The organism is Plantactinospora sp. A48, assembly GCF_055793945.1.
This window is the reverse complement of the sequence record NZ_JBTIXF010000055.1, coordinates 1-15,488: the sequence shown is the minus strand read 5'-3', so window position 1 is coordinate 15,488 and position 15,488 is coordinate 1. Positions and strand designations below refer to the sequence as shown.

The following is a 15,488-nucleotide window of genomic DNA, read 5'->3' as shown; positions in this document are numbered from 1 at the left end:
ACCCCGTTGCGCTCGTTCATGGCCGGCCCGCCGCCGTACCGGACTCGCGGCCGGATCCGGTGACCGGGGCGAGTTCGGCGTAGAGCCGGGCGGTCGCGGAGACCACGTCCGCCTCGGTCGGCCAGGTCGCGGCCCGCGCCGGCCCGCGCCGGGCGAGGTCGGCCCGGCGCGCGGGGTCCGCCAGCAACTCGCGGACCGCCCGGTCCACCGCCGCGGCGTCGCCGGGCGGCACCAGCACCGCCGCGTCACCCACCAGGTCCGGCACCCCGCCCACCGCCGTCGCCACCAGTGGTACGCCGGCCCGCAGCGCCTCCTGGGCGAACAGCTGTCGGGCCTCCCAGTCGCTGGTGACGACCGCGAGGTCGGCCCCGACGAGCAGGTCGGGCACATCGGTCCGGTGGCCCAGCAGGCTCACCGGCGCACGCGCCGCGGAGATCTGCGCGGCGAGCGGCAGATAGCTGGGCCCGCTGCCGGCGATGACCACCACCGGCGGCGGGGACAGTTCCCGCCACCGGGTGGCCGCGGTCACCAGCACGTCGTACCGCTTCTGCGGGTGTAACCGGCCCACCGAGACGATCAGCGGCTGGTCGGCCACCACCGCGAACTCGGCCCGCACAGCCGCGCGACCACGCCGGGCCGGTGCCGGTTCGGGCGCGGCCACCGGGCCGAGCCGGGCCTGCCGGGCCCCGGCCGCCACCGCCCGGTCCACCAGGTCGGCGGAGGCGCCGAGCGCCACGTCGGCCCGACGGGCCACCACCCGCTCGGCCAGCCGGGAGAGCCGGCCCCGCAGGCCGCCGGCGAGAACAGCGTTGTGCCAGGTGACCACGAGCGGCATCGACGGCCGGGCCAGCGCCGCCACCAGGCCGGCCCGCAGCCCGTGCGCGTGGACCACGTCCGCGCCACCGGCCAGCACCCGCCGCAGCGCGGCGACCGCCGCGAGATCCGCGGGCGTGGGATTTGCCGGAATCTCCACGGCCATGAAGTCGGCGCCCGCACCGGCGAAGTCGAACTGTTCCTGGGTGGCGGCCGGACCGCAGACGGTGACGCCGGTGCCCGTGGCGGCCAGCCCGCGCACGAGCGAGCCGACGTGCTGGCCCACCCCACCGGTCGAGCTGGCGAGCACCAGGACCACCCGGCCCGGCCAGCCCGGGACCGATCCCCGAGGCCCACTCATCGGTTCCATCCCTCCGCTCACCGGCTCGCTCCTCGATCGCTTCGCGGGGATAGCGACGCCGGCCCGCTCCCCGCCTTGCGGTTCACCCCCGGTCCCGGGGCCCGGCGGCGCCCGCGCGCCGGCCCGCCCCGGGCAGCCGCCGCCGGAGGCCACCGATCAGGTCCCGGACGTCGTGCCGGTCCAGCGGATAGGCGACGGCGCAGAAAATCATCCCCGTGACGACTCCGGTCAGCATGCCCTGAACGACGGCGGACGGTTTCGCCGGGGTGCCGGCCAGTGCTCCAGCCAGGAGGTACGCGGCCAGCGCACCGCCGAGCGCCGCCACGGATCCGGCCCCGACACCGACCGCTGCGGTACGGCCCAACCCGCGCAGCGCGGCCGGACCGGCGCTGCGGGCGACGACGAACACCAGCAGCCCACCCAGCACCAGCATGCCCACCGAGTTGGCCGAGGCCACGGCGAACACCCGGTAACCGGCGGGCAGGAGCGCCGAGAACAGCACGGTGGCCACCAGCGCGACGCCCCAGCCGGCGGTGGTGGCCACGGTGGCCGGCCGGGCCCCGCCGCGCGCGTACAGGGCCCGGGTCAGCACGGCGAACAGCCCGTAGCCCAACAGACCAGGCGCGAACCCGGCGATGGCCAGCGCCGCCGGGGCACCGGAGTAGCCGAAGAACCGGGCCACCGGGCCCGCGGTGGCCGCCAGGGCCGCCGCGCCCAGGCAGCTGAACAGCAGCACCCGGCGGGTGGTGGGCGCCAGGGTCTGCGCGTACGCCCGGTTGTCGCCACCGGCGTACGCGGCGGCCAGCGTCGGGTACGCGGCCACCGCGAGCGGCACGGCCAGCACCGCCCAGGGCAGCAGGTACATGGTCTGGGCGAGGTTGAACAGCACCGGCGCGTCGGTCGGACCGGCGGCCAACCGGTTGATCGTGACGGCCAGCGCGACCTGTTGCGCGGCGACCGTGACGCCACCGGCCAGCGCGAGCGGCAGCACCGTGGCCCGGGCCGAGCCGCCGAACCGGTAGCCGGGGCGCAGCCGCAGCCGCAGCGACCGCAACGGGATGAGCAGGCACGCCGACAGCACCACCACGCCGGCGGTGGTGCCGCCGGCGAGGATCAGCAGACCGCCGTGGCCGGCCCGGGTGATGTCGGCCCGCGGACCGACCGCCACCGCGAAGGCGGTGTACGCCCCGATCACCGTGAGGCTGGACAGCAGCGGGGCGATCACCGGCCAGGCGAACCGGCGGTGCGCCTGGAGCACGCCGGTGAGCACGATCCCGATGCCGTACAGCGGCAGCTGCGGCGCGAACCACCGCAGCATGCTCGCCCCGGCGGCCACCTGCGCGGCCGGTCGCCCGCCGGCCAACGCCGTGGTGATGGGGTGGGCGAACAGCGCCACCAGCACCGCGAGCGGAACGAGCAGGCTCAGCGTCCAGGTGAGCAGCGCGCCGGTGGTCCCGGCGACGGACCGCCGGTCACCCGCCTCGACGGCTCCGGCGAGCAACGGTACGACCAGGCTGGCCAGCGCGCCACCGGCCACGATCTCGAAGATGATGTTGGGGACGGTGTTCGACACCACGTACATGGCGCCCAGGTCGGTGCCGCCGGAGTGTCCGGAGCCGCCGGGTCCGGCGACCGCGGTCTGGAACACCACGGTCCGGGCAAACCCGGCCAGCCGGCTGGCCACCGTGAGCACCGCGATCAGCGTGGCCGCCCCGGCGATCCGGCTCGCGGCACCGACCGACCCGGGCCGGGACCCGTCACCGGCCGGTCCGTCGCTGCCACCAGGGGGGTTGCCGCTGCCGCCGGGGGGGTTGCCGCTGCCGCCGGGCGGCAGGATCCCACCGGCCGGGTCGACGCTGCCGCCTGGACCGGGACCGTGGGGCGTACCGTCGCCGACGGGCAGTCGCGCGCCGCTCACCGTTCGGTCGGCCGCCGGCCGAGCGCGTCCAGCTCCCGCAGCACCGGGGTGGCCTGGATGACCCGGGTGAAGCTGACCTTCTCGCTGGCGGCGGTCAGTGACACCAGCACCGCCAGGATGCCGGCCCGGCCCACCGGACCCGTCCGGGCCGCCAGGGCCACCCCGAGCAGCGCGCCGAGCGCGTTGGCGCCACTGTCGCCGAGCATCACCCGCTCGTCCAGGTCGGCCGGCAACACCGCGCCGGTGGCGCCCAGCGGGCCGGCGACCAGTCCACCCACCGGGCCGGCCGCGAGTGGCCCGCCGAGCAGCAGGGCCGCCTTGGCCGCCCGCCCCGGGCGCAGGTCCAGCAGGTTGACCAGGTTGGCCGTGCCGGCCACCACCCCGGCGCCGAGCAGCACGTCCACGACTCGCCCGGCGGTCCCCCGGGGGCGTCCGGCGGCGCCGGCCCGCCGCGGGTGCGCCCGTACCGCCGGATCGGCCGCCAGCAGCGCCGCGGCGGCGAGCCCGGACAGGCCGACCCCCGCGACCTTGACCAGGCCGCTGCTCACCCGGCCCTGCGCCAGCGCCCGCAGGTGGCCGGCGAAGCCCTTGTCGGCCTTCTGCTCGGGCCGGGCGCCCACCACGTCGTCGTACAACCCGACCGTCCCGGCGCCGAGGCCGGCGACCAGCGCGGCACCGGCCGCCGCCGGGCTGGGCGCGCCGACGGCCCCGGCGAGCGCGCCGCCGGCGGCCAGGGCCGGCCCGGCGGCCAGCGTCACGCCGCGACCGTGGAAATTGGTCCGCCGCAGCGCCTCGGCGTGCCGCGAGGCGGTGATCGCCCGCAGCGCGAGGCGGGCGGCCACCGCGCCGACGCCGGCCGCCAGGAGCCGGCTCCCGAACGTCGCCGCCATTACTGGGCCGGGATGTTCGGAACGGGGGACGTCGCGCCGGTGCCCAACCCGTACTGGCCGGCCTTGCGGACGGTGAGCTGCTCGATCACCGCGAGCGCGGTGACCACCTGACCCTGGACGGTGTTGGCGTTGTCCACCGTCGACACGGTCTTGGACAGCGCCGGGTCGTCCCGGACCGCGCTGACGAGGTTGCCGGCGCTGGTGCCGCTGCCCGCCACGACTGCGACGCCGGCCCGGTCGAACTGGGTGGCCATGGTGACCACGGACTGGTCCTTCTTGGCCGAGTCCCGGTCGATGTACGGCTGACCGCTGACGATCACCACCGCCTCGGCCGGACTGGTGAGCTTGTCGCTGACCGTGATGTAGCCGGCCGTGGCGTAGGGGGCGAGCGCGGCCCGCCGGTCAGCCTCGCTGACCGCCGGCGCGCCGGCCCGATCCAGCAGGGCCGCGGCCAGCAGGGCGCTGGTGGTCTCCACCCCGTCGCTGTTGCCCGGCAACGAACTGGCCGGGATGCTCGGCCGGGCCGCCCGACTGGCCAGTTCCAGCAGCGTCACCCCGTTGTTCGGGTCCACGAACTTGTCCTGCAGGTCGATCCGGCCGGTGAGGATGGCGCCGGCCCTCCCGAGCATGTCGGTCACCCCGTCCACGTGGTCACGGCCGGTCGGCAGGGTGACCAGCAGCACGCGCCGCCCGGTCAGCTTGCCGGTCAACAGCATCGGCGCGGTGTCCCGGGCGTAGTCCTCCTCGCGGTTGACCTCGTCCTGCAGGCTGTCGACCTTCTGCCGCAGCTGGGAGTTGTCCTTGCGCAACGCGGCCACGTTGTCACTGAGCGAGTCGGCGACCTCACCGTTCAACGCCGCTGTGCCGACCACCAGCCCGATGGCCAGAGCCAGGAACACCGCTGTCAGGGACACCACGTGGTACCGGAAATTAATCACACCGCAGCCTCGTTGATCGTCGGCCTCAGAAGAGTTGTCCGAGTTGGAAGACCAGATTGTCCCACCACTCGGAGACCAGACCGAGATAGGCCTTGCCGACCGTGGACACCGCCACCGCGGAGGCCATCGCGGCGACGGCCGAGAGCACCAGCAGCAGCAGCGAGGAACCCGAGATGCTCTGCCGGTAGAGCCGGCTCACTCCCTTGGCGTCGACCAGCTTGCCGCCGACCTTCAACCGGGTGAGGAACGTCGAGGCCATGCCCCCCCGGCCCTTGTCGAGGAACTCGACAAGCGTGGCGTGGGTGCCCACCGCGACGATCAACGAGGCGCCCTTGCCGTCGGCGAGCAGCATGGCGAGGTCCTCACTGGTGGCCGCCGCCGGGAAGGTCTGCGCGCTCACCCCCAGCGAATGCACCCGTTCCAGACCCGGCGCCCGGCCGTCCGGATAGGCGTGGACGATCACCTCGGCGCCGCAGCGCAGCACGTCGTCGGTGACCGAGTCCATGTCGCCGATGATCATGTCGGGTGTGTAACCGGCCTCGACCAGGGCATCGGCACCGCCGTCCACGCCGATCAGCACCGGCTTGAACTCCCGGATGTACGGCCGCAGCACGTCCAGGTCGGCCTTGTAGTCGTAGCCCCGTACCACGATCAGGCAGTGCCGGCCCCGGATGTGGGTGTCGATGTCCGGCACGCCGACGCCGTCGAGCAGCAGGTCGCGTTCCTGCTTGAGGTAGTCCATGGTGTTCGCGGCGAACGCCTCGAGCTGCACCGACAGGCCCTCACGGGCGTCGGCCATGGCCTTGGACACGCTCTCGGCGTCCTGCCGGATGCCGTGCGCGACCGGCTCGCCGTTGACCAGCACGGTGTTGCCGTCCACCCGTACCGTGTCGCCCTCGTGGACCTGCTGGAAGACGGTCTCACCCAGGTCGTCCACGAGCGGGATGCCGGCGGCGATCAGCACCTCGGGGCCGAGGTTCGGATACCGGCCGGAGACTGACGGTTTGGCGTTCAGCACGGCCGCGACCCCGACGGCCACCAGGGAGTCGGCGGCCACCCGGTCGAGGTCGACGTGGTCGATCACCGCGATGTCGCCCGGCCGCAGACGGCCCACCAGACGTTTGGTCCGGCGGTCGAGGCGGGCGGTGCCGGCCACGGTTCCCGGTTCCGCGGACCGGGAACGGCGCAACGTGGGTAGACGCATCGCCACCATCCTGGCATGCGAAGCCGAGTTTCCTACGCCGACATGCCCCGATGGGGTCGGCACCACACGGGAAACCGGTGACTCCGGACCAATTTATGACACAGGTCACATCGAGGCGGTCAGGGCCGCCGTTCCCGAGCCGCCACGGCCAGCAGCTCCTCGGCGTGTGCGATACCCAGGTCGGAATCCGGCAAACCCGCCAGCATCCGGGCCAGTTCCCGGGCCCGTTCGGTGTCCTCCACCACCCGGACCCCACTGGTGGTGACCGCACCCCCGGTGTCCTTGGCCACCACCAGGTGCCGGTCGGCGAACGCCGCCACCTGGGGCAGGTGGGTGACCACCAGCACCTGGTGGCTGCGGGCCAACCGGGCCAGCCGGCGCCCGATCTCCACGGCGGCCTGGCCGCCGACCCCGGCGTCCACCTCGTCGAACACCAGCGTCGGCGGGCCGCCGGAGCCGGCGAACACCACCTCGATGGCGAGCATCACCCGGGACAGCTCACCGCCAGAGGCACCGCGCTGCAACGGCAGCGACGGCGCGCCGGGGTGGGCGAGCAGACGCAGCTCCACCTCGTCGGCACCGTCCGGCCCGATCCCGACCTCGGCCCCGTCGACACCCAGCGTCGGCTCACCCCGACCGGCGGCCCGCGGCAGCACCATCACCTCGACCCGGGCGTGCGGCATCGCGAGGCCGGTCAGCTCCACCGTCACCTGCTCGGCGAACCGGGCCGCCGCCTCCCGGCGCGACGCCGACAACCGGGCGGCCAGCTCGGTCACCTCGCCGGCCAGCCGTTGCCGCTCCCGGTCCAGCTCCTCCAGCAACTCGTCCGAGGTGTCCAGTTCGGACAGCCGGGTGCGGGCCCGGTCCGCCCAGGCGATGACCCCGGTCACGTCGTCGGCGTACTTGCGGGTCAACGCACGCAGCGCCGCACGCCGCTCGTAGACGACCTGCAACCGGGCCGGGTCGGCATCCAGGGCCGCGAGGTACGCCGACAGCTCCGCCGAGACGTCGCCCACCAGCGTGGCCGCCTCCTCCAGCCGGGCGGCCAGCTCACCGAGTGCCTGGTCGACGCCCGACTGCGCCTCCAGGGTGCGCCGGGCCGTGCCGAGCAGGGCCGTGGCGTCCGGGGTGTCGTCCACCGGTTCGCCGGTGCCGGCCACGCACTGCTGAGCCAGCTGGGCCGCCGTACGCAGTCCCTCGGCGTGCTCCAGCCGCTGCGCCTCCTGCTTGAGGTCGTCGTCCTCCCCCGGCTGCGGGTCCACCCGGCTGATCTCGTCCAACCCGAGCCGCAGCAGGTCCGCCTCCTGGTTGCGTTCGCGGGCGTTGCGCCGCCGGTCCGCTAGGTCGTCCTCGATCCGCCGCCACTGCGTGAAGGCGTCCCGGACTGCCGAGAGCAGCTTCTCGTGCTCCGGGCCGGCGAACCGGTCCAACGCGGCCCGCTGCTCGGCCGGCCGCAGCAGCCGCAACTGGTCGGACTGGCCGTGCACGGCGACCACCTGCTCACCGATCTCGGCGAGCATCGACACCGGCATGGCACGCCCGCCGACGTGCGCCCGGGACCGGCCCTCCACGGTGACCGTCCGGCTCAGCAGCAGCGACCCGTCGTCGTCCGGCTCACCACCCGCGTCACTGACCCGGGTGTACACGGTCGTGGCAACCGGCTCCACCAGCCGCAACCGGCCCTCGACGACCGCCCGCCCCGGCTGGGCGCGGACCCGGCCGGCATCCGCCCGCCCACCGAACAGCAGGCCCAGACCGGTCACCACCATGGTCTTGCCCGCGCCGGTCTCGCCGGTGATGACGTTCATGCCGCGGGTCAGCGGCAGCGTCGTGTCCTCGATGACACCCAGCCCGGTGATGCGAAGCTCGTCCAACACAGCCACCGACAGTAGTAGCGCGCCCCGACACTTGACCACTCGGCAAACCGGTCGGTCACCACCATCGTGCTCGGCGGAGCCACCCGGAGCCGGAACCGCCGAGGACCACCAGCCCGCCGGGACCGGAGATCGGGCCGCCGGAATGGACCACCGGCCGCCTGGGCCGGTGGGCCCGGCCGCCGGATCGGGACCACCGGCAGCCTGGACCGGCGGCCGGGCCGCCGGACACCTGCCGGGGAGCCGGCAGCCCGGTCGGGTCAGCTGCGGCTGCCGCGCCAGCCCTGAACCGGCAGGCCGAACTTCGCCACCAGTCGATCGGTGAACGGCCTCGGCCGCAGCCGGACGATCCGCACCGGCAGCCGGCCGCGCTGCACGGTGACCCGCGCCCCGGGCGGCAGGTCGTACACCCGACGGCCGTCGCAGCACAGCACCGCGAGGGTGGTGAACGGGTCCACTGTGATCACGAACGTCGAGGTCGGCGCGGTGACCAGGGGCCGACTGAACAGCGCGTGCGCGCTGATCGGCACCAGCAGCATCGCCTCCACCTGCGGCCAGACCACCGGGCCGCCGGCCGAGAAGGCGTACGCGGTGGAGCCGGTGGGAGTGGCACACACCACCCCGTCGCAGCCGTACCGGGACAGTGGCCGGCCGTCCACGTCGACGAGCAGCTCCAGCATCTGGGCCCGCTCGCCCTTCTCGACGCTCACCTCGTTGAGCGCCCACGACTCGATCGGCGGACCGTCGCCGAACTCGGCCAGCACGTCCAGGGTGAGTCGCTCGTCCACCGTGTAGTCCCGCTCGACGACGTCCCGGACCGCCCGGTCCAGGTCCCCGATCTCCGCCTCGGCCAGGAAACCCACCTTGCCGAGGTTGATGCCCAGCAGCGGTGCCCCCGCCGGTCGGGCCAACTCGGCCGCCCGCAGGAACGTGCCGTCACCGCCCAGCGCGAAGACGATCTCGGCGCCCTCGGCCGCGTCGGTGCCGCTGAGCGGCACCACCCCGGGCAGGTCGAGGTCATCGGCCTCCTCGGCGACGACGCGCACCTCGAAGCCGGCCTCGACGAGGTCAGCCGCGACCGCCCGCGCGTGCTCGGTGTTGCGCCGACGGCCGGTGTGCGTCACCAGCAGCGCGGTCCGACCCACTAGGACTCCTCCGTCGTCGTACCCATCAAGCATCCTCGGTATCCACGCCGGGACCGGCGACCGCACCGGAACCGCCGACCACGCCGGCACCGGGGTCCGCGCCGGGACCAGCGGGCACACCCGGACCGGCTGGTCCCGCCGCGACGACCGCGCGGACCCGATCGGGGTCCGCCTCCGGTGCGTCGCGGCGCAACCATACGAAGAATTCGACGTTTCCGCTGGGGCCCGGCAACGGGCTGGCGGTCACCCCGGCCAAGCCGAGACCGAGCCGCACCGCGGCGGCCGCGACATCCAGCACCGCCTCTGCCCGCAACGCCGGGTCCCGCACCACCCCGCCAGCGCCGACCCGCTCCCGCCCGACCTCGAACTGCGGCTTCACCATCAGCGCGAGGTCGCCGTCCGCCGCGGTGCAGGTCGCCAGCGCCGGGAGGACCAGCCGCAGCGAGATGAACGACAGGTCCGCCACCGTGAGCTGCACCGGACCGCCGATGATCTCTGGACTGAGGCCACGAACGTTGGTCCGCTCGAAGACCCGGACCCGCGCGTCGCCGCGCAACGCCCAGGCCAACTGGCCGTACCCGACGTCCACCGCCACCACCTCAGCGGCGCCCGCCCGCAGCAGCACGTCGGTGAACCCGCCGGTCGACGCTCCCGCGTCCAGGCAGCGCCGACCGCGTACCACCAGCCCCTCCGGGCCGAACGCGGCCAGCGCCCCGGCCAGCTTGTGGCCGCCCCGGGACACGTACTCGGTGCCCGGATCGTCACCCAACACCCGGACCGGATCGGCGGGGTCCACCATCGCGGCCACCTTCCGGGCCAACTGCCCGCGTACCTGTACGCGGCCAGCCTCGACCAGCGCCGCCGCCTGCTCGCGGGACCGGGCCAGGCCACGGCGGACAAGTTCGGCGTCGAGCCGGGTGCGACGTGCCATCGTGCGGGTCTCTCCGAAAGGGGTACGGGTCAGCTCTGGTCGATGCTGGCCAGGGTCTCCTGCAGGGTGTGCAGGGTGGCCTCGTACTGCGCGATCTGATCCGCCGGCGACAGGTCGGCGGCGTTCGCGATCCCCCGCAACGCCGCGTCGACGGCGGGGTGTCGCGGTTCCGGCGCGGCACCGTCACCCGGTCCGACGCCGGGCGTCGGTGACTGGCCGGACAGGGCCGCCGGACCGGTCCCGGACGGTCCCGGCCGCGGCGGGGCGGGGCGGGGTCCCGGCCGGACCGGGCCGGGGCCTCCTGGGCTGCTCATGGGTTCCCTCCGGCGTTCGTCACGCCGCCGGCGGCTGCTGCTTGCGGGCCGCCGCCTTACGGGCCGGGGTCGGTGGCAGTTTCTTCGCCGACACCCGCTTCGTCCCCGGGGCCGGCTGTTCGGCCTGACCCGCGGCCGGCAACTCGGCCCGACCCGCCGGGGCCGGCAGCTCAGCGGGACCTGGTTCACCCCCGGGGCTCGGCTCGGGGGCCCGCTTGGCGACCGCCTTCTTCGCCACGGCCTTCTTGGCGATGGCCTTTTTCGCCACGGCCTTCTTCGCGACGGCCTTTTTCGCGACGGCCTGCCGGACCGCGCTCGGCGCGGCCGTCTGCGGCGTCGTGGCGCTGGCCGCCGGGGCCATCCCCGCGCCTCGGGCCTCCCGTAGCTCCCGCTCCAGCTGCCGGACCCGGGCGGTCAACTCGGCCACCTCCTCGGCCGTCGCCAGGCCCACGGCACCCAGCGCGCGGTCCACCTCGAAGCGGACGAGTTTCGTCAACGCCTCCCGGTTGGCCATCCCGGTGGACAGCAGATCCTCGGCCAGCGACTGCAACTGGGCCGCTGTCGCCCCGCCCTGTCCCACCACCCGCTGGACCGCCGTCTGGGCCCGCTTCCGGGACGCCTCGGTCAAGCCGAGGGCCAGCTCCAGATAGGCCCGCCACGCGTCCTGCATGCCCGAATCCTCTCCCGATGCCGTCTGGTCCGGCTGTCACGCTACCGGGCGCCCATGGTGCCCGGTGTGCGGTACCGTGCCGGATAGTGATCGTGGCGCGGTCCGTCCGGCGGTTTGGGCGGGGTGGCCGGCCGGCGGAGGGAGCGAGACGTGGCCAGCGTTGACGAGTGCCGGCAGGCGTTGCATGACCTGGCGGCCAGGCTGGACGCGAACGCCGACCGGGTACGGGACCGCGTGGACCTCGACCGCAGCCTCGCCTGTCGGATCACCGATCTCCAGACGGCCTTCCACGGCCGGCTCAGGGACGGCCGGTTGATCGACCTCGCCGACGGCGACGACCCGAAGGCCAAGATCGCACTGAGCATCAACAGCGATGATCTGGTGACGCTGGTACGCGGTGAGTTGGACGTCCCGAAGGCGCTGGCGGCGCGCCGGATCTCGATCAGCGCCAACCCGTTCGACCTGCTGAAGCTGCGCAAACTGCTGTAGCGGCGACGGGGGTGTGACCCTACCGCCGGGTTAACCGAGGCTTGTATCGGGTCGCGACGGGCTCCCCGGGGCCGCCGGAGGCCCCGTGACGCCCACGGTCAACCGAGGCGACCCGGTTCCGGCAACCCCAGCTCCCGCACGGCACGACTGGCCGGCTCACCCTCCGGTTCCACCGCCCGGACCGGGCGGCCCGACCAGGAGACCGCACACAACGCCCGCAGCGCATCCAGTGGCCGGCCCGAGCCGGCCAACCGGGCGGTGCCGTCCTCGACGGTCACCCGCCAGCCGGACTCCTCGGGGTGCCCGTTCCCGGCGCCGCCACGACCCGGTGCCTCGGCCGGGGTACCCGGGTCCGCGTCGCCGGTCCGGTCCACCGCGTCCGGTTCGACCAGCCGCACCACCCGGTCCGGGTCGAACAACCCACCGAGGTCCGGCGCGACGTACGTGGGGCGGGCCGACGGGGCGCAGTCCAGCAGGTCCGCCGCCGCACTCACCCCGGTGAGCACCAGCAGGCTGTCCAACCCTGCCCGGACGGCACCTTCGATGTCGGTGTCCAACCGGTCCCCCACGGCGAGCACCGGACCGCCAGCCCGGGCAGCCGCCGTACCGAACAGGGCCGGTTCCGGCTTGCCGACGACCACGTCCGGGTCGCGGCCCAGCGCCGTCCGCAAGGCGGCCACCAGGGACCCGTTACCGGGCAACGGGCCACGCGGGCTCGGCAGGGTCCGGTCGGTGTTCGTGGCGACCCACAGCGCCCCACCGCGAACCGCCACGGCCGCCTCGGCCAGCTCCGCCCAGCCAACCCCGGCTCCATACCCCTGGACCACCGCCACCGGCTCGTCGGCGGCGTCGGCGACCGGGGTGAGGCCGGCGGCCCGCACCTCGGCCCGGAGCGCGTCCGCGCCGACCACCAGCACGGGAGCGCCGGCCGGTAGTCGTTCGGCGAGCAGCGCCGCGGCGGCCGCGGCGGAGGTCAGCACCTCATCGGGCCGGGCCGGAACGCCCATCCCGGTCAGCAGCTGCGCGACCTCGGTCGAGCGGCGGGAGGCGTTGTTCGTCACGTACGTCAGCGCCACGCCCTCGTCGTGCAGCCGGCCGACCGCCTCGGCGGCACCGGGGATCGGCCGGTCGATCAGGTAGATCACGCCGTCGAGGTCGAACACCACCAGGGCGTACCCGTCGACCAGCCGGTTCGGCGCGTCACTCACGAGACGGCGGGCCCGTCCGGACCCGGCCGGCCGGCGACGTCACCCGGCTCCCCGGCACCACCTGCGTGAGCGGTACCGAGGTCCGGTTCGTGGACGGCACCGGCGTCCGGCGCCGCATCGTCGCCAGCTTCCTCGGCGTCGTCGGCATCGTCCTCGGGGTCGTCGGTCTCGTCCGCTACGTCCTCGACGACATCCTCGACGTCGGCCTCGTCCTCGTCGGCCTCGATATCCTCGTCATCGACGTCGCTGGCCTCGTCTCCGGTGCCCTCGTCGTCATCGTCATCGTCGTCGTCTTCGTCTTCGTCGTCATCATCGTCATCGTCGTCGTCATCGTCGTCGTCATCATCATCGTCGGCGTCGGCATCGGCATCGGCATCGGCATCGGCGGGAGAGTCGGTCGCGGGCTCGTCGTCGTCCTCATCCTCGTCGTCGTTCTCGATGACGACGCCGTCGAGTTCGAGCAGCCGCTCAGCCGCGTCGGTCTCGGAGTCCTCGTCCACGTCGGCCGCCCGGGAGAACCACTCGCGCGCCTCGTCCTGCCGGCCGACCGCGAGCAGCGCGTCCGCGTACGCGTAACGAAGCCGCGCCGTCCACGGCTCGGCGGGTTCCGCCGTCAGCTCACGGACCTGGAGCATCGCCACCGCCGCGTCGCCCTGGCCCAGGTCGGCACGCGCTCCGGCCGCCACGATCAACAGCTCGATGGCGCCGGCGCGGTCCAGACCCGCCCGGTCCGCCCCACGGAACAGATCCACCGCACGCTCGGGGCGGCCCAGCGCCCGCTCGCAGTCCGCGATCACCGCAAGGTGCGTCTGCCGCCCGCTCATCCTGTGGTACGTCCGCAGCTCGGCAACGGCGGTCTGCCACTCCCCCGCGCGGTAGGCGGTGAGGCCCACAGCCTCCCGGACAGCCGCGATCCGGGAGGCCAGCCGGCGCGCCGTCATGGCGTGCGCCAGCGCCTCTTCCGGATCATCGTCGATCAACTCGCCGGCCGCGACCAGATGCCGGGCGACCGTCTCGGCGACCGGCTTCGCCAGCGAGAGCAGCTCGGCCCGGACCTCAGTGTCAAGATCGCTGGCCTTGATCTCGTCGGGTAGCGCCGGCGCGCCCGGAGCCCGGTCCTCCTCTGACACGGAGGGTTCCCGCTCGGTACGCACGGGCCGGTCCTCGCGGCTGCGGTCGCTGCCACGGAAGCCACCCTCACGACGCTCCCCGCTACGGAACCCGCCCTCACGACGGTCACCGGTGCGACTGTCCCGACCCTGGTAGCCACCCTCACGGCGATCCCCGGTGCGATTGTCCCGACCCTGGTACCCGCCGCCGCCCTGGTAACCACCCTCGCGACGGTCACCGCCACGGAAACCACCCTCACGACGGTCGCCGCCGCCCTGGTAACCACCTTCGCGACGGTCACCACCACGGAAACCACCCTCACGACGGTCGCCGCCGCCCTGGTAACCACCTTCGCGACGGTCACCGCCACGGAAACCACCCTCACGACGGTCGCCGCCGCCCTGGTAACCACCTTCACGGCGGTCACCACCACGGAAGCCACCCTCACGACGGTCCCCGCTACGGAACCCGCCCTCACGACGGTCACCGGTGCGGTTGTCCCGGCCCTGATAACCGCCTTCACGGCGGTCACCACTGCGGAAACCACCCTCACGGCGATCCCCGGTGCGATTGTCCCGACCCTGGTAACCGCCCTCGCGGCGATCACGGTCACCGCCGCCCTGGTAACCACCCTCACGACGGTCACCACCACGGAAACCACCCTCACGGCGATCCCCGGTGCGGTTGTCCCGACCCTGGTAGCCGCCCTCACGGCGATCCCCGGTGCGATTGTCCCGACCCTGGTAGCCGCCACCGCCCTGGTAACCGCCCTCACGACGGTCGCCGCCGCCCTGGTAACCACCCTCACGGCGGTCACCGCCACGGAAACCACCCTCACGACGGTCACCGGTCCGGTTGTCCCGACCCTGGTAGCCGCCGCCGCCCTGGTAACCACCCTCACGACGTTCGCCACCGCGGAAACCGCCCTCGCGGCGGTCGCCACCGCGGAACCCGCCCTCACGACGATCCCCGGTCCGGTTGTCCCGACCCTGGTAACCACCCTCACGGCGGTCACCGCCACGGGAGCCGCCCTCGCGGCGGTCGCCGCCGCCCTGGTAACCACCCTCACGACGGTCACCGCCACGGAAACCACCCTCACGACGATCCCCGGTCCGGTTGTCCCGACCCTGGTACCCGCCGCCCTGGTAACCGCCCTCGCGACGGTCACCACCACGGAAGCCGCCTTCAGGACGGTCACCACTCCGGCCGTCCCGACCCTGATAACCGCCTTCGCGGCGGTCACCACCGCGGGAGCCGCCGTCGCGGCGGTCGCCGCCGCCCTGGTAACCACCCTCACGGCGGTCACCACCACGGGACCCTCCGTCGCGGTCGTCCCGACGCCAAGAACCGGTGCGGCCGGCTGGACGGTCGGCGCGGTCCTCGTAGCGGCGCGGGCGATCTTCGCGCTGCGGTCCTGACGTCACGGAGAGGTCCTTCCTTGGGAAACTCGGTTGAGCGTAAACACAGTTGAGGGCCGGCCCCGCGTGGGGTCGGCCCTCAACTGTAGTGGCTGTCCGGCGGCGTCCTACTCTCCCACATCCTCCCGGATGCAGTACCATCGGCGCTGGTGGGCTTAGCTTCCGGGTTCGGAATGTGACCGGGCGTTTCCCCACCGCTATAACC

Annotated in this window: 14 protein-coding genes and 1 rRNA gene; 1 reads left to right on the top strand and 14 read right to left on the bottom strand. The window is 74.0% G+C overall.

The window, feature by feature from the left end:
- Positions 1-16: 16 nt before the first annotated feature.
- The 10 genes from ACXN5W_RS23550 to ACXN5W_RS23505 all read right to left on the bottom strand — a co-directional run bounded on the left by ACXN5W_RS23550 (position 17) and on the right by ACXN5W_RS23505 (position 11,058).
- Positions 17-1,174: a glycosyltransferase family 4 protein gene (locus ACXN5W_RS23550; RefSeq protein WP_473160530.1), complete on the bottom strand. Its 1,158-nt coding sequence runs from the start codon at positions 1,172-1,174 to the stop codon at positions 17-19.
- Positions 1,175-1,256: 82 nt separating this feature from the next.
- Positions 1,257-2,894 (bottom strand): murein biosynthesis integral membrane protein MurJ, encoded by a 1,638-nt coding sequence (gene murJ, locus ACXN5W_RS23545; protein WP_473160549.1) that lies wholly within the window; start codon positions 2,892-2,894, stop codon positions 1,257-1,259.
- 194 nt (positions 2,895-3,088) lie between these two features.
- Positions 3,089-3,982: a hypothetical protein gene (locus ACXN5W_RS23540; RefSeq protein WP_473160529.1), complete on the bottom strand. Its 894-nt coding sequence runs from the start codon at positions 3,980-3,982 to the stop codon at positions 3,089-3,091.
- Positions 3,982-4,920: a copper transporter gene (locus ACXN5W_RS23535; RefSeq protein WP_473160528.1), complete on the bottom strand. Its 939-nt coding sequence runs from the start codon at positions 4,918-4,920 to the stop codon at positions 3,982-3,984. The genes ACXN5W_RS23540 and ACXN5W_RS23535 overlap by 1 nt, the downstream gene beginning before the upstream one ends.
- A gap of 25 nt (positions 4,921-4,945) precedes the next feature.
- Positions 4,946-6,124, bottom strand: coding sequence for a putative cytokinetic ring protein SteA (gene steA, locus ACXN5W_RS23530; protein ID WP_473160527.1), 1,179 nt, complete (start codon positions 6,122-6,124; stop codon positions 4,946-4,948).
- A 119-nt stretch (positions 6,125-6,243) separates the two neighbouring features.
- On the bottom strand, positions 6,244-8,001 hold the full coding sequence (gene recN, locus ACXN5W_RS23525; RefSeq protein ID WP_473160526.1) for a DNA repair protein RecN: 1,758 nt from the start codon (positions 7,999-8,001) through the stop codon (positions 6,244-6,246).
- 257 nt (positions 8,002-8,258) lie between these two features.
- Positions 8,259-9,176 carry an NAD kinase gene (locus ACXN5W_RS23520; protein ID WP_473160525.1) on the bottom strand — a complete coding sequence of 306 codons (918 nt, stop codon included), beginning with the start codon at positions 9,174-9,176 and terminating at the stop codon, positions 8,259-8,261.
- Positions 9,169-10,074, bottom strand: a complete 906-nt coding sequence (locus ACXN5W_RS23515) for a TlyA family RNA methyltransferase (protein ID WP_473160524.1) — start codon at positions 10,072-10,074, stop codon at positions 9,169-9,171. The genes ACXN5W_RS23520 and ACXN5W_RS23515 overlap by 8 nt, the downstream gene beginning before the upstream one ends.
- Before the next feature lie 29 nt (positions 10,075-10,103).
- Positions 10,104-10,388, bottom strand: a complete 285-nt coding sequence (locus tag ACXN5W_RS23510; RefSeq protein ID WP_473160523.1) for a hypothetical protein — start codon at positions 10,386-10,388, stop codon at positions 10,104-10,106.
- Positions 10,389-10,407: 19 nt separating this feature from the next.
- Positions 10,408-11,058: a phasin family protein gene (locus ACXN5W_RS23505; protein WP_473160522.1), complete on the bottom strand. Its 651-nt coding sequence runs from the start codon at positions 11,056-11,058 to the stop codon at positions 10,408-10,410.
- Positions 11,059-11,208: 150 nt separating this feature from the next.
- On the opposite strand from ACXN5W_RS23505, the gene ACXN5W_RS23500 reads away from it, so the two are divergent.
- Positions 11,209-11,547 (top strand): alkyl sulfatase C-terminal domain-containing protein, encoded by a 339-nt coding sequence (locus ACXN5W_RS23500; protein ID WP_473160521.1) that lies wholly within the window; start codon positions 11,209-11,211, stop codon positions 11,545-11,547.
- Positions 11,548-11,645: 98 nt separating this feature from the next.
- Here the strand turns inward: ACXN5W_RS23500 and ACXN5W_RS23495 are convergent, their stop codons facing one another.
- The 4 genes from ACXN5W_RS23495 to rrf all read right to left on the bottom strand — a co-directional run.
- Positions 11,646-12,755: an HAD-IIA family hydrolase gene (locus ACXN5W_RS23495; RefSeq protein WP_473160520.1), complete on the bottom strand. Its 1,110-nt coding sequence runs from the start codon at positions 12,753-12,755 to the stop codon at positions 11,646-11,648.
- Positions 12,752-13,696: a Replicase polyprotein 1ab gene (locus ACXN5W_RS23490; protein WP_473160548.1), complete on the bottom strand. Its 945-nt coding sequence runs from the start codon at positions 13,694-13,696 to the stop codon at positions 12,752-12,754. The genes ACXN5W_RS23495 and ACXN5W_RS23490 overlap by 4 nt, the downstream gene beginning before the upstream one ends.
- Positions 13,697-13,731: 35 nt before the next feature.
- A complete protein-coding gene (locus ACXN5W_RS23485; RefSeq protein WP_473160519.1) occupies positions 13,732-15,177 on the bottom strand; it encodes a hypothetical protein in 1,446 nt (481 codons plus the stop codon).
- Positions 15,178-15,377: 200 nt separating this feature from the next.
- Positions 15,378-15,488 (bottom strand): 5S ribosomal RNA (rrf, locus tag ACXN5W_RS23480); the annotation flags it as partial.